A 19,524-nucleotide genomic window follows, 5' to 3' on the forward strand; every position below is an offset into this window, starting at 1 on the left:
GTTGGGCAACCAGATATTGCTCTACGGATTTATTGGCTCTAGACTCAAGTTGTGCCGTGCGGAAATAGTTTCGTATGGCAGCATTTCCAGAGTCAGCCATGTCGAACATCCACGCCATTCGCACCCTGATCTCCGCTTCGCTTGCCGCGCTGGCCATGCTGCCCGCATTCGCCCAGTCACAGGACCTGGCAGCATCCAATCCGATCACCAGCACGCTTGACTACCGGATGAACGAGCGCGTCATCCAGGTGCCGGCCGGGCCGCACGACGTACTGCTCGAAACCACGGTCTTCCAGCCCGATGGCGCCGGTCCCTTTCCGCTGATCGTCATCAACCACGGCAAGGACCCGGGCCGCCCGAGCCTGCAGCCGCGCGACCGCTTCTATCATATGGCGTCCGTATTCGTGAAGCGTGGCTACGCGGTGATGGTGCCGATGCGCCAGGGCTTTTCCAAGTCGGGCGGGCGCTACCGCGATCGCGGCTGCGACATGAAGGCCAACGGCTATACCCAGGCCGAAGACATCCGCGCCACCCTCGCCTATGCACGCCAGCAACCGTGGGTCGACGGCGGTCGCATGATCGTGGCCGGCCAGTCGTACGGTGGGCTGGCGGCCATCGCACTGGGCACCGAGGCGCTGCCGGGCGTGCGCGGCCTGATCAATTTTGCGGGCGGCTTGCGCGACGACAGCAACCGCTGCGCCTGGCGCTCGCAACTGGTGTCGGCGTTTGCCGACTACGGCGCCAAGGCAAAAGTCCCGAGCCTGTGGCTGTACGGCCAGAACGATTCGCTGTTCGGCCCGGAACTGGCCAGCCGCATGCACGCCGCCTATGCGGCGGCTGGCGGTCGTGGCCGGCTGGTCGAATTCCCCGCCTTCAAGCGCGACGCCCACGGCATGCTGGCCAGCCGCGACGGCGAAAAAGTCTGGCTGCAAGATACTGAACAGTTCCTGCGCGAGATCGGGATGCCGACCGCCGTCGTGGTCGACGTCCCTGCCCCGCCCAGCCCGGCGCGCACCGATTACGCGCAGGTCGACGATATCGCCGCCGTACCGTTCCTGTCCGAGACCGGCCGCCGCGCCTACCGCGATTACCTGACCAAGATGACGCCGCGCGCGTTTGCCGTGTCGGCCAGCGGCGGCTGGACCTGGGCGGAGGAAGGCGAAGATCCGGACGGACGCGCACTGGTCACGTGCTCGGCCAAGAGCAAGGAGCCGTGCCGGCTTTACTCGGTCGACGACTATGTGGTCTGGCATGACGAGCGCATCGACCGGACCGAGAAAGCGGCAGCCACGGCGGCGCTGATGCCGGCGCCGAACCCGATGGCCGAATCCGATCCGACAACGTCAGTGGGCAGTACGACCGCGCGCTGATCGCGCAGGCTTGTCAAGCGGCCTGCGCAGTTCTTCCTGCATGAGTTCGCTTTACGGTGCGTCCGGTCGATCCAGCGCAAACTGCCGCCTGGTGATACGCCCGACAATGCGGCTGTTGCATTGTCCGGAGCTGACCAATGGTTCGTCTCGTCCACGCTTGCGCTGCCGCGTTTCTCGTTTTCGCCATCGGGCTGCTGGCCGCCCCCGCCGCCACAGCCGCGAACAACGATCCTGTCGTGCTGGTACACGGCTTTCTGGGCTTCGGCCCCGACGAGTTCCAGAAGAGCGGCTTCAACTACTGGGGCGGCTATGGCGACATCGCCGCGCACATGCAGGTCTATCGTGGCCCGCACACGGTGGTTGCCGCCGCCGTCAGCCCGATCGCGTCGAACTGGGACCGCGCCGCAGAGCTGTATGCGCAGATCAAGGGCGGCTGCGTCGACTACGGCAAGGCGCACGTCGCAGCACAGGGCGTGCCCGGTCAGGTGCAAAAGCCGCCCGGCAAATGCTGGGCCGCCGATCCCCGCGACAATCCGCGCGCTTATCCGTCGGCGCTGTATCCGCAATGGGGTCGTGACCATCCGATCCACATGATCGGCCACAGCCAGGGTGGCACGACGATCCGCGCCCTGATCCAGCTGCTGGAACACGGCGCAATGACGGACGAAGGGGACGGCGCGCTGTTCAGGGGCGGCAAGACAGGCTGGATCCGCAGCGTCACGACGATCTCGGCGCCGCACAATGGGACCACGCTCAGCGACGCGGTCTTGAATATCCTGCCCAATGTGCCCAGCGTGCTGCGCGACATCCTGCGCAACCGGGCTGCCAGCTGGGAACTCGCGCCTGACGGCGCCCGCGAATTCAACCGGTGGGCGCTGACGTCGCCCAACGTCTACTATTTTTCAGTGGGCACGCTGGCCACCGCCAGCGGCAGCTGGTGCTGCAACGGCACCGACCGTGCGATCGCACCAATCCAGACAACGGCGTTCCAGTACGCGCGCGCCGACATGATGCCCTACTTTAAATCGTTCGCCGGCGAGTGGATCGTGCCGTCAGCCGCCCAGCGCGGCATGGGCAGCTACACCGTCAATGTGCCAAACCGGGTGCGCATCGACAGCGACTGGTTCCCGAGCGATGGCGTCGTCAACACGGTCAGCATGCGCGCCCCCGGCGGACATCCGGTGCGCGACTACAACGGAACGGCGCTGCGCGGAACATGGAACTTTCTCGGCAACTACCCGGGATACGACCATTTCGATATCCTGAACTGGCCCAATCAAGGGCCATCGGCTGATCCGCTGTACGACCGGATCAGCGACATCCTCTTTGCGCTATAGCTCAGGATGACAACACCTCGTGGGGCCGGTGGATGCGCACGATCTGCAAGCCGTCGGGCTGGTCCACCAGCATGCACAGCTTACCGGTGCGCTTGCAATGGTCCTGTACGCGCCAGTAGTCGCCGTGGCTCATGCAACCGGTCTGGCAGATCACCAGATCGGCAGCTTGCAGGCTTGCTTCCAGGTCAGCCGCCAAGCCGGCCGGCGTGTGCGCCGAGTGACCAGCTCTGCCCGTCTGCCCGGCCAGCTCACGGCGCTGCAGCGTGCGCGTCAAGTCATGCACGCGCGCCTGCAACGCGGCCACTTGCCGGCCCAACGCAACGCGCCGGCCGAGGCCCGGCAGCGCCGCGTCGAGGGCGGCGCGGTCTTCGCGTTCCCACGCCAGCGCCGTTGCAGCACGAATCGTCGCGCCCCGCGCGCGGATCAACTGCGCCTCCATGGTGGCGATGCGCGCGGCCTGGGACTGCAGCAGCGCACTGCAGCGTTCCTGCGCCTGCGCATGCGCCCGCAGCAACATCACGTGTTCGCCAGCCAGGCCGTCGGCTTCCCGGTATGCGGTCATCTGCGCCTCCTGTTCCTGAACCAGAACCAGAACCCATCTTAGATGAGAACGATTCTCATTTCAAGAGCGCGTCGAAGGGGGGACAAATCGACACATCGTGACGTAAGAACAAACTTTCACGATACAATATGGCCCTGCCCACCTGTGCGTTACCCCGACGGCCCATGACCCAGGCATCTCCCGACCAACTCGACATTTCCAGCTGCGCCAGCGAGCCCATCCGCACGCCTGGCGGTATCCAGCCCCACGGCTTCATGCTGACGCTGTCGCCTGCACTCGACGTGTTGCAGGCCAGCGCCAACCTGCTGCCGCTGGCCGGTCTTGCGGCGGAAGCGGCGATCGGCCTGCCATTGGCAGCCGTCATCGGCAAGGCCTGTGGCGAGCGCATGGCGCGCGAACTGGCCACCGACAAGCTTGGCCAGCGCCCTATGTATCTGGGCACCGTCACGCTTGGCAACGACCGCCATTTCGATGTAATGGGCCACGTCTGGGACGGCCTGGTGATCGCCGAGTTCGAAGCTGTCGATCGCGCCGAGCCCGCCGATTTTCGGCATCTGTATCCGCTCATTACCGACTTTCTCGCCAAGGTCGGCGAACACGCTTCGATCCCTGCGCTGACCGAGCTGGCTGCCCACCATATACGTTCCGTCACCGGCTACGGCCGCGTGATGGTGTACCGGTTCGACCCCGATGGCCACGGCCGCGTGGTGGCCGAAGCCAAAGCGCCCGACTACGACTCGTATCTGAATCAGTCTTTTCCGGCCAGCGACATTCCATCCCAGGCGCGCGAGCTGTACCTGAGCTCGCCGATCCGCGTCATCCAGAATGCCGACTACGATGCCTCACCACTGGTACCTGAGGTCAATCCCGCCACGGGCACCCGTAACGACCTGACGTACGCGGCGCTGCGCAGCGTCTCGCCCGTGCATCTGCAATACATGCGCAATATGGGCACGCAGGCCTCGATGTCGGTCTCACTGATCGTCAAGGGCAAGCTATGGGGCCTGATCGGGTGCCACAACGCCGTCCCGTGCGCGGTATCGGTCGAAAAACGCACGGCCTGTGAACAGCTCGGTCAGATCCTCGCGTTGTGCGTCGAGAGCCGCGAAGACAGCGCGGAGCTGCAGTTCCGCCTGGACGTGCGCCGCATCATGGTCGAAATCCTTGGCCGCCTGACCAAAAGCGCCGACTTCATCGACAATCTGCGCGGCGTGTCCGGCGAGCTGCTGCGCTTTGCCCGCGCCGGCGGCGTGGCCATCGTGGCAGACGAACGTATCATCACTTACGGCGATACGCCGGACGACGCCGCCATCCGCGACCTGTCGACCTGGCTTGCCGTGCATGGCCACACCGAGGTATTCCACACCGACGAGCTCGCCGCCGTGTACCCGCCGGCCAGCGCCTTTCTCCACAATGCCAGCGGCCTGCTGGCGCTGCCGATCTCGCGCATCCACCAGCACTATCTGCTGTGGTTCCGCCCCGAAATGATCCAGACCGTGGAATGGGCCGGCAATCCATACGAAAAGGAAGCTGCCCCTGGTGCGCCGACCCGGTTATCGCCGCGTCAGAGCTTCGCCACCTGGCGCGAAACCATCCATGGCCACAGCCTGCCGTGGCACGCCGCCGAAATCGAGATGACCACCGAGTTCCGCACGGCGCTGCTGGGCATCGCGCTCGAGCGCGCCGAACAGATGGCCGAACTGGCCGAAGAGCTGGGCCGCGCCAACAAGGAACTCGAAGCGTTTTCGTATTCGGTCTCGCACGACCTGCGCGCCCCGCTGCGCCACATCGCCGGCTTTTCCGACCTGCTGCTCGAATCGGCCGGCAGCGAAGACGTGGCGCTGCGCCAGCGCTTTTTGAAGAACATCAAGGAATCGGCGCGCCTGGCGGGCAAGCTGGTCGACGATCTGCTGTCGTTCTCGCAGATGGGCCGCGCCGCGCTGCGCCCGACAAGCATCGACATGACCGACCTGGTGTCCGGCTGCATCGACAAGCTGGGCCTCGAGATCGGCCAGCGCCGCGTCGACTGGCACATCGACCGCCTGCCCGTCGTGCAGGGCGACCCGAGCTTCCTGCACCTGGCGATGTTCAACCTGCTGTCCAACGCTGTCAAATTCACCAACGGGCGTGACCCGGCCGTGATCCGGATCTGGGCCGAGGATGCCGGCGACGATATCGCGTTCCACGTGGCCGACAACGGCGCCGGCTTCAACCGCGACTACGTGCACAAACTGTTCGGCGTATTCCAGCGCCTGCACCGCATGGAAGATTTCCAGGGCACCGGCATCGGCCTGGCCAATGTGCGCCGCATCATCGAACGCCACAACGGCCGCGTCTGGGCCGACTCGATCCTGGGCGAAGGTGCAACGTTCTCCTTCACCCTCCCCAAACAAGCCATCACAGAACAAGGCACCCATGCTTAAGCCCATCCTCCTGGTAGAAGACAATCCCCACGACCTGGAGCTCACCCTCATCGCCCTGTCGAAGAGCCAGTTGGCCAACGAAGTCGTGGTCGCGCGCGACGGCGCCGAGGCGCTCGACTATCTGCACCGGCGCGGCGAATTCGACGGCCGCCAGCTCGGCAATCCGGCCGTGATCCTGCTCGACCTGAAATTGCCGAAGGTCGATGGACTCGAAGTGCTCAAGGAAATCCGCACCACCGCCGAACTGCGGTCAGTGCCGGTGGTGATGCTGACGTCGTCCAAGGAAGAACAGGACGTGATCCGCAGCTATGAGCTGGGTGTGAATGCGTATGTGGTCAAGCCGGTCGATTTCAATGAATTCGTGCGCGCGATTGCCGACCTGGGGATCTTCTGGGCGGTGCTCAACGAGCCGCCGCCAGGCTCGCACCGTTACATCAAGCCGAAGTGACTGGCCGTTTGCGGCTTGCCTGAGGCACGCCGCGAACGACGCAGCAAATGACGGATGCGCGCACTGAGCGCGTCCGGATGATAGGGTTTTTGCAGCAGGTGGACCGAAGCGTCCAGCTTGCCTTCGTGGGTCAGCACGCCCTCGGCATACCCTGAGGTATACAGCACTTCGCACTCCGGCAGGTGGCGCCGCACGATCTCGCCCAGTTGCAGGCTCGACAGCGGCCCCGGCATGATCACGTCGGTAAACACCAGGTCGATATGCCGGCCTTCTTCCACCAGCGCCGCCGCGCTGGCCGCATCGCGCGCTTCCAAGACGTCGTAGCCCAGCGCCGACAGGATGCCGCAGGTCGACGAGCGCACGTCGTCTTCGTCTTCAACCACGAGAATGGTTTCCAGGCCGCCCGTCAGCGACGGGTGCACGGCTGCCTCAGCTTGCTCGGCCGGGATCGCGGTGCTGCGTGGCAGATAGATGCGCACGCTGCTGCCCTTGCCCGGCTCGCTGCGCAGCACGATTTCGCCGCCCGACTGCTTGACGAAACCATACGCCATCGACAGCCCCAGGCCCGTGCCCTGGCCCGTCGGCTTGGTGGTGAAGAACGGTTCGAACGCCCGGCGCAGCACGTCGGGCGGCATGCCCTTGCCCGTGTCAGCGATCTCGAGCATCACGTAATCGTTGTGCGGAACGTCGGGCGGCAAATCGTCGTCGGCCGCCGCGTTGATGGCGCGGATGGTCAGCGTGCCGCCATCGGGCATCGCGTCGCGCGCATTGATGACCAGGTTCAGCAATACGTTGTTGAGCTGATTGGGATCGACCATGGTGCTGCCCAGCTCGGGCGCGACTTCGGTCTCGACCCGGGTGCCGGCGCCAAGCACGCGGCGCGCCATGTCGTCGAGCTCACGCACCAGATGAGTCGGATCGATGACGACTGATTGCAACGGCTGGCGCCGCGCGAAGGCCAGCAAATGCGCGGCCAGCTTGGCGCCGCGCTCGACACCCGACAGCGCCATCTCGACGCGCGTACGCGCGGCGTCGCTCAGGTTGCCGACCATCTTCAGCAATTGCAGATTGCCGCCGATGATTTGCAGGACGTTGTTGAAATCGTGGGCCACGCCACCGGTGAGCTGGCCGATCGCTTCCATCTTTTGCGCCTGATGCAGCGCCAGCTGGCTCGCCGCCAGTTGCTCCTGGCTCAGGCGCAGCGATGCAAAGGCTTCGTCGCGCTCGCGCCGCGCAACGCAGGCGCCGCTGTGATACCGGACACGCGCCACGAGCTCACGCGGATCGGGCCACTTGACCATGTAGTCGTTGGCGCCGATGGCAAACGCCTTGGCCTTGGTATCGGGGTCGTCTTCGGAAGAGAGCAGGATGACCGGCACGTCATGGGTGTCCGGATGCGCGCGCAGCATGGTAATCACATCAAAGCCATCCAGACCGCCAGGCATGCGCAAATCCACGATCACCACCGTCGCAGCGACATCGCGCGCAACCTCGACGGCGCGCGCCGGGCTGGACTCGTAACGGAGCTGGTGACCGACACAGCTCTTGAGGCCATGGGCGATGATGTCCTGGGCAAACGACTCATCGTCGATCAACAGCACGGAACAAACGGTGGAGTTGTCTTCGATCATTGCAAACTGCGTCGCTTTCAGGGCTGGAGGGGTAACGTGCTGCGCGAGAATTCGGGGTTAATTCTACACTAATACCATTTAACAAGGGTTCGTCCCGCTTGGTATCATTCCAGCAAACACGGGTCAAGACTTGTGCGGTAAAAAATCGCCCTGCATATGGCGCGCATGCCACATCACCATGCCACGACCACGCCCGATGACCCCTGCCCGTTGTGCGGACGGCCGCTGGGAACGGAGCACGTCGACCGCCATCACCTGATCCCGAAGACGTTCAAGGGGCGCGACCAGTACCCGATCCACAAGATTTGCCACCGCAAGATCCACTCGGCGTTCACCGAGCGCGAACTGCTGCAGACCTATCACACATGGGAATCGTTACGCGGGCATGCGGATATCGCGGCGTTCATCGCGTGGGTAGCGAAGAAGCCGGCGGGGTTTTATACGCGCACGTACACCGCGAACAAGAAAAAGGGACGCTGACGGAGTAACCGGCGCCGGAAATGCAAAAAGGGCCGCATTTGCATGCGGCCCTTCTCTTGTTCTGGCTCCCCGACCTGGACTCGAACCAGGGACCTGCGGATTAACAGTCCGTCGCTCTACCAACTGAGCTATCAGGGAATTGAGGCAATATTATAGCCGGGCATTTGCGGTTTGACCAGAGCAGTGTGTGAATCGGCTGGCTGGCCGCTGCCAAAGGGCGCTTTTGCTATAGTCGCAGCTTCCCACCACCCTCTTTGATCCCCGAACGACCATGACCATTTCACGCACCCTCGGCACCCCACTCTCCCCTTCCGCAACCCGCGTCATGCTGCTCGGCTCGGGCGAACTGGGCAAGGAAGTGATCATCTCGCTGCAACGCCTGGGCGTCGAGGTGATCGCCGTCGACCGTTATCCAAACGCACCGGGCCATCAGGTCGCGCACCGCGCGCACGTGATCGACATGACCGATGGCGCGGCGCTCGAAGCGCTGATCGCGCAGGAACGACCTCACCTCGTGGTCCCGGAAATCGAAGCGATCGCCACCGACAAGCTGGCCGAACTGGAAGCGGCCGGCGTCATCACCTGCATCCCGACCGCACGCGCGGCGCAACTGACAATGAACCGCGAAGGCATCCGCCGCCTGGCCGCCGAAGAACTGGGCCTGGCCACGTCGCCCTACCAGTTCGCCAGCAGCCTGGACGAACTGCAGGCTGCCTGTGCTGCCGTGGGCTTCCCGTGCGTGGTCAAGCCGGTGATGTCGTCGTCGGGCAAGGGCCAGTCGAAGCTCGATAGCGCGGATGATGTGGCCGCGGCCTGGGCATACGCTGCCAGCGGCGGGCGTGTCGATGCCGGGCGCGTGATTGCTGAAGGCTTCATCGACTTCGATTACGAAATCACGTTGCTGACGGTGCGCTCGCTGGGCGCAGATGGCCAGGTCGTAACGAGCTTCTGCGATCCGATCGGGCACAAGCAGGTCCAGGGCGACTACGTCGAATCGTGGCAGCCACATCCGATGCAGCCGCTGGCACTGGAGCGCTCGCGCGACATCGCTGCCAAGGTCACCGGCAATCTGGGCGGGCTGGGTGTGTTCGGCGTTGAACTGTTCGTCAAGGGCGACATGGTGTGGTTCTCGGAAGTGAGCCCGCGCCCGCACGATACGGGCATGGTGACGATGGCCAGCCAGGTGCAGAGCGAGTTCGAGCTGCATGCGAAGGCGATCCTCGGGCTGCCGGTGAATGTGGCCCTGCGCGCGCCGGGTGCATCGGCCGTGATCTACGGTCAGCTCGATGAAGCCGGGATTGCGTTCGAGGGCGTGGCCGAGGCGCTGCAGGTACCGGGCGCCGATGTGCGCCTGTTTGGCAAGCCGGAGTCGTTTGCGCGGCGGCGCATGGGCGTGGCACTGGCCACGGCGGACGATATCGACACGGCACGTGAACGTGCGCTTGAGGCGGCGGCGAAGGTCAAGCCGGTGTCGGGCAAGTAAGCATCTACAGGCCCCAATACAAAAAGGGCCGCATTTGCATGCGGCCCTTCATATTCTGGCTCCCCGACCTGGACTCGAACCAGGGACCTGCGGATTAACAGTCCGTCGCTCTACCAACTGAGCTATCAGGGAATTGAGGCCGCATTATACCTGCTGGTGTCGATTTCGCAAATTTTTCGAAAAGAAAATCTAGCGAGGGATCCGCGCCAGCAAGCGTTTGAGCGTATCGATCACCAGTTCCGGCTCGGACAATTGCGGAAAATGCGCGCTGCGCTCGGCCACGACCCGCTCGCCCAATGGCGACAAGGCGACCAGCGCCAGCTGCGAACGCTCTCGTTCACGCACCAGCGCCGCTGGCACCAGCCAGCGCGGCAGGCGCTTCGTGCCCGACAGCACCGTCACCGGCACGGGCGGGAATGCCGGTGCCTCGAGAATATCCTTGACGGTCTCGCGCTCGTTGCGGAGCTCGTCGAACGCGTCGCGCGGCGACACGCGGTCGAGCAGCTTGACGAAGCCGCGCTGCAGCGCCGACTGGTGTTGCTTCAGATTGTCGACATCCTGTGGCGCCGTCGCCTCGATGAACAGCACACCTGCCACCTCGTCGGCGAACTCGCGCGCGAACAGGTTGGCGTGCAGGCCGCCAAACGAATGCGCCACCAGCACGAAGGGCGGCGGCACCTTGGCAAACTGCAGCAACAGCCGCAACTGCGCGACAACTGTTTCGCCATACTGCGCTTCAGTCGGCTTCGGACTGCCGCCCGTGCCTGGCCGGTCGTAGCTGAACACGGTGCCCAGCGCCTCGATCTCGGGATACAGCTTGAACCAGCCATCGAGCGGGCCGCCAGCGCCGCCGATCAGCACGATCGAGGGACTGCCCTGCCCGGCGCGCGCAAAGCGAAACATCTGCCCTTCGATCAGGGTGGCGTGGCTCTTGAGTGGTTGCTTCACGCGAACTCTCCAAAAAGACGACATAACGCCGCATAACGAAAAAGGCCGCATCCTTCGATGCGGCCTTCTTGTATTCTGGCTCCCCGACCTGGACTCGAACCAGGGACCTGCGGATTAACAGTCCGTCGCTCTACCAACTGAGCTATCAGGGAATTGAAGCTGGCATTATATGGTTCATGAAACGTTTCTGTCAAATCAGAACAGGCGTTTCGCTTTCCATCTACTGCTGCTCTCTTGCGCGCTTGCAGCGATCAAGAGAGCCAGGATTTTAGAGAACTTTGGCGATGGCGTCAACGACGCGATCGATGTTCGTCGAATTGAGCGCAGCCACGCAGATGCGGCCCGTGTCCACGGCGTAGATCGATTCGTCGCGCAGCTTGCCCACTTGCTCCTTGGTCAGGCCCGAGTACGAGAACATGCCGACCTGCTGGCGCACGAATTCGAAGTCGTGGTCCGGGGCCTTGGCCTTGAGCTTTTCGACCATCGCGCCGCGCATCTCGCGGATGCGCACGCGCATGCCGGCCAGTTCTTCTTCCCACAGCTTGCGCAGCTCGGGCGTTGCCAGCACGGTGGCGACGACCTTGCCGCCATGGGTTGGCGGGTTCGAGTAGTTGGTGCGCACGACGCGCTTGAGCTGCGACAGCACGCGCGTGGCTTCTTCGCTCGTGGTGGCCACGATCGACAGCGCGCCCACGCGCTCGCCGTACAGCGAGAACGATTTGGAGAACGAGTTCGACACCAGCATTGCCATCCCGGTCGCAGCGAAGCGACGCACGACGGCGCCGTCTTCATCGATACCGTTGGCGAAGCCCTGGTACGCCATGTCGAGGAATGGCACGAGGTTGCCGGCCTGGACGGCGGCAATCACCTGATCCCACTGGTCCTGGCTCAGGTCGGCGCCGGTCGGGTTGTGGCAGCATGCGTGCAGGACGACGATGGCGCCGGCCGGCATGGCCTTCAGCGCAGCAAGCATGCCGTCGAAATTCACGCCGCGGGTGGCCGCATCGTAATACGCGTAGTTGTGGACCGTGAAACCGGCGCTTTCGAACAGCGCGCGGTGGTTTTCCCAGCTCGGATCGCTGATATACACGTCGGACGCTGGCAGGAAGCGCTTGAGGAAGTCGGCGCCGATCTTGAGTGCGCCGGTGCCGCCGATGGCTTGCACGGTCAGCGCGCGTTTCTCTTGAATTACCGGGCTGTCGGCACCAAATACCAGCTCTTGCACCGCTTTGTCATACGCAGCCAGGCCTTCGATCGGCAGGTAGGTTCGCGGCGTTGGCTGCTCCATCAGTTTCGCTTCCGCTTTCTGCACGCACTCGAGCAGCGGCACTTTGCCCTTGTCGTCATAATAGACACCCACGCCGAGATTGATTTTCGCGGTGTTCGTGTCGGCGTTGAAGGCTTCGGTGATGCCCAGGATCGGGTCGCGTGGGGCCATTTCAATGGCACTGAACAGGCTGGCGGAGGCAGTGGAAGTCATCTGATAAACTCGGTTTTGTTGGCTGGATTGACAGCGGCGGGGTTTGCAATTGTATAGACAGCGGCCCCTGAACCTGCAGGGCCGCGAGCGGATTCTCATTCTAACAAAGGTCTGTAAGCATGGCTGAATTATCCATCGCAACTTCTCCCGAACCGACCGTCATCACGTTCCCGGATTCGCCGTTCAAACTGCACCAGCCGTTCGAGCCGGCGGGCGACCAGCCCACCGCGATCAAGGGCCTGATGGAAGGCATCGACGACGGCCTGATGTACCAGACGCTGCTGGGCGTCACGGGCTCCGGCAAGACCTACACGATGGCCAATGTGATCGCGCAGGCCGGCCGGCCCGCGATCATTTTTGCGCCGAATAAAACGCTGGCGGCGCAGTTGTATTCGGAGTTCCGCGAATTCTTCCCGCAAAATGCGGTCGAGTATTTCGTCTCGTACTACGATTACTACCAGCCCGAAGCCTACGTGCCGCAGCGCGACCTGTTCATCGAAAAGGACTCGTCGATCAACGAGCACATCGAGCAGATGCGCCTGTCGTGCACCAAGTCACTGATGGAGCGGCGCGACGTGGTTATCGTGGCCACCGTCTCGGCGATCTACGGTATCGGTAATCCCAACGAATACCACAAGATGATTCTGACGCTGCGCCACAAGGACAAAGTGGCCCAGCGCGACATCATTGCGCGCCTGATCCAGATGCAGTACACGCGCAACGAAATGGATTTCTCACGCGGCTCGTTCCGCGTGCGCGGTGACACGATCGACATCTTCCCGGCCGAGCACGCCGAGCTGGCAATCCGCGTCGAGATGTTCGACGACGAGATCGAATCGCTGCAATTGTTCGATCCACTGACGGGCCGCGTGCGCCAGAAGATCCCGCGCTTTACCGTGTATCCGGGTTCGCACTATGTCACGCCGCGCTCGACCGTGCTGCGTGCGGTCGAGTCGATCAAGGCCGAGCTGCGCGATCGTCTCGAAGAATTCCGCCAGCAGAACAAGCTGATCGAAGAGCAGCGCCTCGAGCAGCGTACCCGCTTCGACCTCGAGATGATGGCCGAGATCGGTTTTACCAAGGGCATCGAGAACTATTCGCGCCACCTGTCCGGCGCGATGCCGGGCGAGCCGCCGCCGACGCTGATCGACTACCTGCCGAAAGACGCGCTGATGTTCATGGACGAGTCGCACGTGATGATCGGCCAGCTCAATGCGATGTACAACGGCGACCGTTCGCGCAAGGAAAACCTGGTCGAGTACGGCTTCCGCCTGCCATCGGCGCTGGATAACCGGCCGCTGAAATTCGTCGAGTTCGAAGGCAAGATGCGCCAGACGATTTTCGTCTCGGCCACGCCGGCCGAGTACGAACAGGGCCGCGCCGACAACGTCGTCGAGCAGGTGGTGCGCCCTACGGGCCTGGTCGATCCGATGATCATCGTGCGCCCTGCCCTGTCGCAGGTGGACGATCTGATGGGCGAGATCAACGACCGCATTGCCAAGGACGAGCGCGTGCTGGTGACGACGCTGACCAAGCGCATGTCCGAGCAGCTCACCGAATACCTGGGCGACCACGGCATCAAGGTGCGCTACCTGCACAGCGATATCGACACGGTCGAGCGCGTGGAAATCCTGCGCGACCTGCGCCTGGGCACCTTTGACGTGCTGGTCGGCATCAACCTGCTGCGCGAGGGTCTCGATTTGCCGGAAGTGTCGCTGGTCGCAGTGCTCGACGCCGACAAGGAAGGTTTCCTGCGCTCCGAACGTTCGCTGATCCAGACGATTGGCCGCGCGGCGCGTAACCTGAACGGCGTGGCGATCCTGTACGCGGACCGCGTCACCGATTCAATGCGGCGCGCCATCGACGAGACCGAACGCCGGCGTGCCAAGCAGATCGCGTTCAACCTCGAGAACAACATCATCCCGAAAGGCGTGCACAAGAAGATCAAGGAAATGATCGACGGCGTGTACAACCCGAATACGGAGCGCGAGGTGCAGCAAGACGCCAAGGAAACGGCGAAGATCGAGTCGATGAGCGAGAAGCAGATCAGCAAGGAGATCAAGCGCCTCGAAAAGCTCATGGTCGACCACGCCAAGAACCTGGAGTTCGAGAAAGCCGCGCAGGTGCGCGACCAATTGCATGTGCTCAAGCAGCAGGCGTTCGGCGCGCCGGGGGCCGACAACGTCGTCTCGATGCTGGGTAAATAACGCCAGCGGGGCGTTGCCGGCTCAGCGCTCTATGCTGGCCAGCAACGTCAGCAACCGGTCCAGGTCGGCCGGCTTGACCATATGATGGTCGAAGCCGGCTTGCTGGGCACGCTGCTGATCTTCGGCCTGGCCGTACCCGGTCAGCGCCACCAGCACGGCCTCTGCCGTCGCGGGCTGTGCACGCAGGCGACGGGCCAGTTCGTGGCCGTCCATATCGGGCAAGCCAATATCGAGCAGCGCCACGTCCGGCGGCTCGCGCAATGCCGTCGCCAGCGCGCTCGCGCCATCGAATTCAACCCGAACAGCGTAACCATTCATCTCCAGCAGCGTGGCCAGCATCTCGGCAGCGTCGACGTTGTCGTCCACCACCAGCACGCGCAGGCCTGATGCGTCAGGTACAGATGCGGCCGGCGCGGGGGCTGGCACCTCCACGACCGGTTCCAGCAACGGCAGGTAGACGACAAATTCACTGCCCTCGCCCAGCCCATCGCTGAGCGCATCGACGCGGCCGCCATGCAGCAGGACCAGGCTCTTGACGAGCGCCAGCCCGAGGCCCAGCCCGCCTTGCGAACGATCGGGCGTGCGTTCGGCCTGCGTGAACAGGTCGAAAATATACGGCAGCACGGGCAGGTCGATGCCCTGGCCATTGTCGCGCACGGCAATGCGCACGTCGCCGCCGTCAGTGCGCACGCTCAGCACGATGCGGCCTCTGGCCAGCGTGTACTTGGCGGCATTGTTCAGGATGTTGGACAGCACCTGGATCAGGCGCGTGCGGTCGCCCAGCACGTACAGACCGGGTTCAATGTCGAGGGACAGTTCATGGTGGCAGCTGTCGAGCATCGGCCGCACCTGCTCCACAGCTTCGTGCACGAGCGGTTCAACCGCCACCGCTTCCTTCGCCATCGTGACCTGCCCGCGCGTGACACGCGAGACGTCCAGCAAATCGTTCACGAGCGCTGTCATGTGCTCGGCCTGGCGCGCGATGATTGCACTAGCGCGCGCAATGCCGGGCGCGTCCATCTGGCCGCGCTGCAGCAGCTGCGCGGCGGTGGCAATGGGCGCGAGCGGATTGCGTAACTCGTGCGCGAGCATTGCCAGGAAGTCATCCTTTTGACGGTTGGCTTCGCGCAGTTCATCCTCGATGCGCTTGCGCACCGTAACGTCGCTGCCTTCCAGGAAAATACCCGTCACCTTGCCGTACTGGTCGCGAATCGGCTGGTAGACAAAATCGAGATAGCATTCTTCGAGCGGGCCGCCCGGCTCGCGTTGCACGCGCAGCGGCACGGCATGACCGACGAATGGCTGGCCACTGGTATAGACCTGGTCGAGCAGTTCGAAGTAGCCCTGCCCCTGCACCTCGGGCAACGCGTCGCGCACCGGCTTGCCGATCAGATCGCGGTGGCCCACTAGTGTCAGGTAGGAACGGTTGGTCAGTTCGAATACATGGTTGGGGCCGCGCAACACGGCGATGATGCCGGGCGCTTCCTCGAAGAGGTTCACCAGGCGCGTGTTTTCTTCGTCGCGATAACGCTGCGCCAGGACTTCATTGGTAATTTCGACGCAGGCACAGAACATGCCGGCGACCATGCCGTTCTCACGTCGCACGGGCGAGTACGAAAAGCGGAACCATGTCTCTTCGTCGTAACCATGACGACGCATGGTCAGCGGAAAGCGCTCGAGGTAGATGGACTCGCCGTTCATCGTGCGATCGACCATCGGCGCGATCTCGTCCCATATATCGGGCCACACATCGCAAAAACGCAGACCGAGCGAGGCCGGGTGCTTGGCGCCCAGGATCACGCTGTAGGCATCGTTGTACAGGAAGCCAAGCTCATCGCCCCAGGCGACGAACATCGGGAACTTGGAGTCGAGCATCAGTGCAACCGTCGTGCGCAAGGCCTGCGGCCAGTCGCGCGGATGACCGAGTGGCGAGGTAGTCCAGTCGTGTTCGCGCATCAGCGCACGCACCGTGCCGTCGCCGAGGAATAATGACGGTTCTTGCCGCACGTCGGTCGGCGCTCCCACTACCTGATTCATACCCATGATGCTTCGTGTTGATCCGCGCACATCGCGCAAGCGAAGTGTGCCAGATTTGCAGCGCCGCTCACGCACGCCAGCGTGACATGAGCGTTACAGCGTCCGCACAAACTCGCGGATACCGCCCAGCAGCATCTCGACCGCCATCGCCGTCAGGATCAGACCCATCAGGCGCTCGAAGGCCGTCATGACCTGCGGCCCCAGCTTTTGCTGCAGCTTTTCGGCACTGAGGAACACGGCCAGCCAGACGATGCCGACCGCCGCCAGTGCTGCCACGTGCACCATTGTTTCGGTAAAACTGGTGGCCGACAGCAGCAGCACAGTGGCCAGCGCCGATGGGCCGGCCAGCGCAGGAATCGCCAGTGGGACGATGAACGGTTCGCCGCCCTCGCTCTTGCCCAGCACGCCATCGGGGTGCGGGAAGATCATGCGGATCGCAATCATCAACAGGATTACGGCGCCGCCGATGCGCAGCGCGATCGGGCTCAGGTGCAACGCTTCCAGGAAGTGCTTGCCGAAGAACATGAACACCAGCAGCAGCACGAAAGCAATCGCACACTCGCGGATCACGATGCGGTTGCGGCGCTCGATTGGCGTGTCTCTCAGTGCGGCCGCAAACAGCGGGACGTTACCGAACGGGTCGGTCACGAGGATGAGCAGAATGAAGGTGGAGAAAAAGCTTTGGGTCATGGCTTATTATTCTTTTGAATACGCGACTACAGTAAAGGCGTAATCTTACCAGAGTGCATCAACGTGCCGGACGATCTGGCACCAAGACCGATCACCTCTACATCGAAAGCAGACATGGGATCACAACAGAGCACTGTCGACTTCATCCTCGACCAGATGAGCGCTGCCGGGGCGGTCAGCACCAAGAAAATGTTCGGCGAATACGGCGTCTATCTCGACGAGAAGATGGTCGCACTGGTGTGCGACGATGTCCTGTTCATCAAACCGACCGAGGGCGGTCGAGCCCATATCGGGACCCCTGTCGAGGCGCCACCCTACCCGGGTGCAAAACCCTGTTTCCAGATCGACGGCGACCTGTGCGAAGACCGGGACTGGCTGAGTCAGCTGGTGCGCATTACCGCGCAGGAGCTGCCGCTGCCCAAGAAGAAAAAGAAGGCGCTGTAACGGTTATCTATTGGTGAGCTCGGTTGACACAGTGAAGCGCCAATAAAAAAGCGGGGAAAGGCATCTGCCCTTCCCCGCTCGTCGCCCGTCTGACCGGGTGAATTACTTCTCGAACTTTTTCAGCCAGGCCGACAGCTGGTGCGGACGCAGGCCGTCGTATTCTTCGAACGGCTGATGAATCCATGGGTTGTGCGGCAGGTCGTCCAGGAAGTAATCCGGACGAATCGACGACGTGCCCTTGACCCAGATGACCGCCGATTTGACTTCGGTGACCTGCGGGTAGTTCTCGGTCAGGTGCTGGCTGACTTTACGCAGCGTCACGCCCGAGTCGGCCAAGTCATCCACCAGCAGCACGCGGCCAGCCAGCGGGCCCTTGGTCATCGTCATGTACTTCGAGATGTCCAGGTCGCCTTGCTTGGTGCCGGCTTCTTCGCGGTACGAGCTGGTCGACAGGATCGCCAGCGGCACGTCGAAGATGCGCGAGAACACGTCGCCCGGACGCACACCGCCGCGCGCCAGGCACAGCACCTGGTCGAACTTCCAGCCCGATTCGTACACTTGCAGCGCCAGGCGCTCGATCAGGCGGTGGTATTCGTCCCACGAGACCCACAGGTCTTTTTCGGTCGATACAGGGGAATTCATCTTTTTTGACTCCAGATTTTGTCGTTATGCCGCGAACGGGTGGCGCAGCACGATCGTTTCTTCGCGGTCAGGACCGGTCGAGACCATGTCGATCGGCACGCCGACCAGTTCTTCGATGCGCTGGATGTAGGCGCGGGCGTTGGCCGGCAGCTCTTCCATCGACTTGGCGCCGACGGTGCTTTCGGTCCAGCCTGGCATCTCTTCGTACACTGGCTCGCAGCGGGCTGCGTCTTCAGCGCCGACCGGGAAGATGTCGACCGCGCGGCCGTCGATCTTGTAGCCGGTGCACAGCTTGAGCGACTCGATGCCGTCCAGCACGTCGAGCTTGGTCAGGCACATGCCCGACACGCCATTGATCTGGACCGAGCGGCGCAGCAGCGCGGCATCGAACCAGCCGCAGCGACGGGCGCGGCCCGTGACGGTGCCGAACTCGTGGCCCACGCGCGACAGGTGCTCGCCGACGCCAGCGTCGGTTGGCAGTTCGGCCGGGAACGGGCCCGAACCGACGCGGGTGGTGTAGGCCTTGGTGATGCCCAGGATGTAGTGCAGCATGTTCGGACCGACGCCAGCGCCGGCAGCGGCATTGCCGGCCACGCAGTTCGACGAGGTGACGAACGGGTAGGTGCCGTGGTCGACGTCCAGCAGCGAGCCCTGCGCGCCTTCGAACAGCAGCTTGCCGCCGGCTTTGTGCGCGGCGTACAGGGCGGACGACACGTCGCCGACCATCGGACGCAGGCGTGGCACGAGGGCCATCGCGTCGTCGAACGTGGTCTGGAAGTCGATCGCTTCAGCGCCCAAGTAGTTGACCAGGACGTGGTTGTGGTAGTCGAGGTTCTCTTTGAGCTTCTCGGCAAAGCGCTCTGCGTTGAGCAGGTCGGCGATGCGGATGGCGCGGCGGGCGACCTTGTCTTCGTAGGCCGGGCCGATGCCCTTGCCCGTGGTGCCGATCTTGTTCTCGCCACGCTTGAGTTCGCGTGCCTTGTCGATGGCGACGTGGTACGGCAGGATGATCGGGCAGGCTTCCGAGATCATCAGGCGCGAGACGACTTCGACGCCGGCCGCGGCCAGCTTGTCGATTTCACGCATGACGTCCGGCACCGAGACCACGACACCGTTGCCGATGTAGCAGGCGACGCCTTCGCGCATGATGCCCGACGGGATCAGTTGCAGCGCGGTTTTCTGGCCCTTGATCACCAGGGTGTGACCAGCGTTATGGCCGCCCTGGAAACGCACCACGCCAGCGGCGTGGTCGGTGAGCCAGTCGACGATCTTGCCCTTGCCTTCATCGCCCCACTGGGTGCCGATGACAACGACGTTCTTTGCCACGTTAGTATTTGACATC

Annotated in this window: 16 protein-coding genes and 3 tRNA genes; 8 read left to right on the forward strand and 11 right to left on the reverse strand. The window is 63.3% G+C overall.

What is annotated here, in order from left to right:
- Window positions 1–98: 98 nt before the first annotated feature.
- Window positions 99–1,370: a dienelactone hydrolase family protein gene (locus tag AC1MGT_RS04360; protein WP_499503154.1), complete on the forward strand. Its 1,272-nt coding sequence runs from the start codon at window positions 99–101 to the stop codon at window positions 1,368–1,370.
- 137 nt (window positions 1,371–1,507) lie between these two features.
- Window positions 1,508–2,707, forward strand: coding sequence for an esterase/lipase family protein (locus AC1MGT_RS04365; RefSeq protein ID WP_499503155.1), 1,200 nt, complete (start codon window positions 1,508–1,510; stop codon window positions 2,705–2,707).
- A gap of 1 nt (window position 2,708) precedes the next feature.
- Here AC1MGT_RS04365 and AC1MGT_RS04370 read toward each other — a convergent pair whose 3' ends face one another.
- The gene (locus AC1MGT_RS04370; RefSeq protein ID WP_499503156.1) at window positions 2,709–3,269 is read right to left on the reverse strand and encodes a DUF2325 domain-containing protein; all 561 of its coding nucleotides are present in this window, start codon (window positions 3,267–3,269) and stop codon (window positions 2,709–2,711) included.
- A gap of 164 nt (window positions 3,270–3,433) precedes the next feature.
- Between AC1MGT_RS04370 and AC1MGT_RS04375 the strand changes: the two genes are divergently transcribed.
- Both AC1MGT_RS04375 and AC1MGT_RS04380 read left to right on the forward strand, forming a co-directional pair.
- A complete protein-coding gene (locus tag AC1MGT_RS04375; protein ID WP_499503157.1) occupies window positions 3,434–5,692 on the forward strand; it encodes an ATP-binding protein in 2,259 nt (752 codons plus the stop codon).
- Window positions 5,685–6,140, forward strand: coding sequence for a response regulator (locus tag AC1MGT_RS04380; protein ID WP_258835020.1), 456 nt, complete (start codon window positions 5,685–5,687; stop codon window positions 6,138–6,140). Before AC1MGT_RS04375 ends, AC1MGT_RS04380 begins: the two co-directional genes overlap by 8 nt.
- On the opposite strand, the gene AC1MGT_RS04385 is transcribed toward AC1MGT_RS04380, so the two are convergent.
- Window positions 6,122–7,771, reverse strand: coding sequence for a response regulator (locus AC1MGT_RS04385; RefSeq protein WP_499503158.1), 1,650 nt, complete (start codon window positions 7,769–7,771; stop codon window positions 6,122–6,124). The two genes, AC1MGT_RS04380 and AC1MGT_RS04385, sit on opposite strands and share 19 nt — an antisense overlap.
- Before the next feature lie 165 nt (window positions 7,772–7,936).
- Here AC1MGT_RS04385 and AC1MGT_RS04390 point away from each other — a divergent pair, with 165 nt between their 5' ends.
- Complete coding sequence (locus AC1MGT_RS04390) at window positions 7,937–8,251, forward strand: hypothetical protein (protein ID WP_499503159.1); 315 nt, start codon at window positions 7,937–7,939, stop codon at window positions 8,249–8,251.
- A gap of 62 nt (window positions 8,252–8,313) precedes the next feature.
- Here the strand turns inward: AC1MGT_RS04390 and AC1MGT_RS04395 are convergent.
- Window positions 8,314–8,389 (reverse strand) — tRNA-Asn (locus tag AC1MGT_RS04395).
- A gap of 133 nt (window positions 8,390–8,522) precedes the next feature.
- On the opposite strand from AC1MGT_RS04395, the gene purT reads away from it, so the two are divergent.
- The gene (gene purT / locus AC1MGT_RS04400; RefSeq protein WP_499503160.1) at window positions 8,523–9,734 is read left to right on the forward strand and encodes a formate-dependent phosphoribosylglycinamide formyltransferase; all 1,212 of its coding nucleotides are present in this window, start codon (window positions 8,523–8,525) and stop codon (window positions 9,732–9,734) included.
- 56 nt (window positions 9,735–9,790) lie between these two features.
- Here the strand turns inward: purT and AC1MGT_RS04405 are convergent.
- From AC1MGT_RS04405 to AC1MGT_RS04420, 4 genes are all read right to left on the reverse strand, one after another.
- A tRNA-Asn gene (locus AC1MGT_RS04405) sits at window positions 9,791–9,866 on the reverse strand.
- Window positions 9,867–9,923: 57 nt separating this feature from the next.
- Complete coding sequence (locus AC1MGT_RS04410; protein ID WP_499503161.1) at window positions 9,924–10,682, reverse strand: alpha/beta fold hydrolase; 759 nt, start codon at window positions 10,680–10,682, stop codon at window positions 9,924–9,926.
- Window positions 10,683–10,758: 76 nt separating this feature from the next.
- Window positions 10,759–10,834, reverse strand: a tRNA-Asn gene (locus AC1MGT_RS04415).
- Between the two features lie 116 nt (window positions 10,835–10,950).
- Window positions 10,951–12,162, reverse strand: a complete 1,212-nt coding sequence (locus AC1MGT_RS04420; protein ID WP_499503162.1) for an amino acid aminotransferase — start codon at window positions 12,160–12,162, stop codon at window positions 10,951–10,953.
- Between the two features lie 119 nt (window positions 12,163–12,281).
- Here AC1MGT_RS04420 and uvrB point away from each other — a divergent pair, with 119 nt between their 5' ends.
- Complete coding sequence (gene uvrB / locus AC1MGT_RS04425; protein ID WP_221290607.1) at window positions 12,282–14,369, forward strand: excinuclease ABC subunit UvrB; 2,088 nt, start codon at window positions 12,282–12,284, stop codon at window positions 14,367–14,369.
- A 21-nt stretch (window positions 14,370–14,390) separates the two neighbouring features.
- Here uvrB and AC1MGT_RS04430 read toward each other — a convergent pair whose 3' ends face one another.
- Both AC1MGT_RS04430 and AC1MGT_RS04435 read right to left on the reverse strand, forming a co-directional pair.
- Window positions 14,391–16,412, reverse strand: coding sequence for a hybrid sensor histidine kinase/response regulator (locus AC1MGT_RS04430; RefSeq protein ID WP_499503163.1), 2,022 nt, complete (start codon window positions 16,410–16,412; stop codon window positions 14,391–14,393).
- Between the two features lie 87 nt (window positions 16,413–16,499).
- Window positions 16,500–17,096 carry a MarC family protein gene (locus AC1MGT_RS04435; RefSeq protein ID WP_499503164.1) on the reverse strand — a complete coding sequence of 199 codons (597 nt, stop codon included), beginning with the start codon at window positions 17,094–17,096 and terminating at the stop codon, window positions 16,500–16,502.
- Window positions 17,097–17,210: 114 nt separating this feature from the next.
- Between AC1MGT_RS04435 and AC1MGT_RS04440 the strand changes: the two genes are divergently transcribed.
- Complete coding sequence (locus tag AC1MGT_RS04440) at window positions 17,211–17,540, forward strand: TfoX/Sxy family protein (RefSeq protein ID WP_499503165.1); 330 nt, start codon at window positions 17,211–17,213, stop codon at window positions 17,538–17,540.
- A 102-nt stretch (window positions 17,541–17,642) separates the two neighbouring features.
- On the opposite strand, the gene AC1MGT_RS04445 is transcribed toward AC1MGT_RS04440, so the two are convergent.
- Together AC1MGT_RS04445 and AC1MGT_RS04450 are read right to left on the reverse strand one after the other, a co-directional pair.
- Window positions 17,643–18,182, reverse strand: a complete 540-nt coding sequence (locus tag AC1MGT_RS04445; protein ID WP_183555411.1) for a phosphoribosyltransferase — start codon at window positions 18,180–18,182, stop codon at window positions 17,643–17,645.
- Window positions 18,183–18,206: 24 nt separating this feature from the next.
- Window positions 18,207–19,523, reverse strand: coding sequence for an adenylosuccinate synthase (locus AC1MGT_RS04450; protein WP_183555412.1), 1,317 nt, complete (start codon window positions 19,521–19,523; stop codon window positions 18,207–18,209).
- Window position 19,524: the final 1 nt, after the last annotated feature.

This window comes from Telluria sp. BA11, assembly GCF_056680305.1.

Bases quoted from the DNA above. Each gene is read 5' to 3' on its own strand.
- AC1MGT_RS04360 (WP_499503154.1), top strand. From the start codon at position 99: ATGTCGAACATCCACGCCATTCGCACCCTGATCTCCGCTTCGCTTGCC.
- AC1MGT_RS04365 (WP_499503155.1), top strand. From the start codon at position 1,508: ATGGTTCGTCTCGTCCACGCTTGCGCTGCCGCGTTTCTCGTTTTCGCC.
- AC1MGT_RS04370 (WP_499503156.1), bottom strand. From the start codon at position 3,269: ATGACCGCATACCGGGAAGCCGACGGCCTGGCTGGCGAACACGTGATG.
- AC1MGT_RS04375 (WP_499503157.1), top strand. From the start codon at position 3,434: ATGACCCAGGCATCTCCCGACCAACTCGACATTTCCAGCTGCGCCAGC.
- AC1MGT_RS04380 (WP_258835020.1), top strand. From the start codon at position 5,685: ATGCTTAAGCCCATCCTCCTGGTAGAAGACAATCCCCACGACCTGGAG.
- AC1MGT_RS04385 (WP_499503158.1), bottom strand. From the start codon at position 7,771: ATGATCGAAGACAACTCCACCGTTTGTTCCGTGCTGTTGATCGACGAT.
- AC1MGT_RS04390 (WP_499503159.1), top strand. From the start codon at position 7,937: ATGCCACATCACCATGCCACGACCACGCCCGATGACCCCTGCCCGTTG.
- purT (WP_499503160.1), top strand. From the start codon at position 8,523: ATGACCATTTCACGCACCCTCGGCACCCCACTCTCCCCTTCCGCAACC.
- AC1MGT_RS04420 (WP_499503162.1), bottom strand. From the start codon at position 12,162: ATGACTTCCACTGCCTCCGCCAGCCTGTTCAGTGCCATTGAAATGGCC.
- uvrB (WP_221290607.1), top strand. From the start codon at position 12,282: ATGGCTGAATTATCCATCGCAACTTCTCCCGAACCGACCGTCATCACG.
- AC1MGT_RS04430 (WP_499503163.1), bottom strand. From the start codon at position 16,412: ATGGGTATGAATCAGGTAGTGGGAGCGCCGACCGACGTGCGGCAAGAA.
- AC1MGT_RS04435 (WP_499503164.1), bottom strand. From the start codon at position 17,096: ATGACCCAAAGCTTTTTCTCCACCTTCATTCTGCTCATCCTCGTGACC.
- AC1MGT_RS04440 (WP_499503165.1), top strand. From the start codon at position 17,211: ATGGGATCACAACAGAGCACTGTCGACTTCATCCTCGACCAGATGAGC.
- AC1MGT_RS04445 (WP_183555411.1), bottom strand. From the start codon at position 18,182: ATGAATTCCCCTGTATCGACCGAAAAAGACCTGTGGGTCTCGTGGGAC.
- AC1MGT_RS04450 (WP_183555412.1), bottom strand. From the start codon at position 19,523: ATGTCAAATACTAACGTGGCAAAGAACGTCGTTGTCATCGGCACCCAG.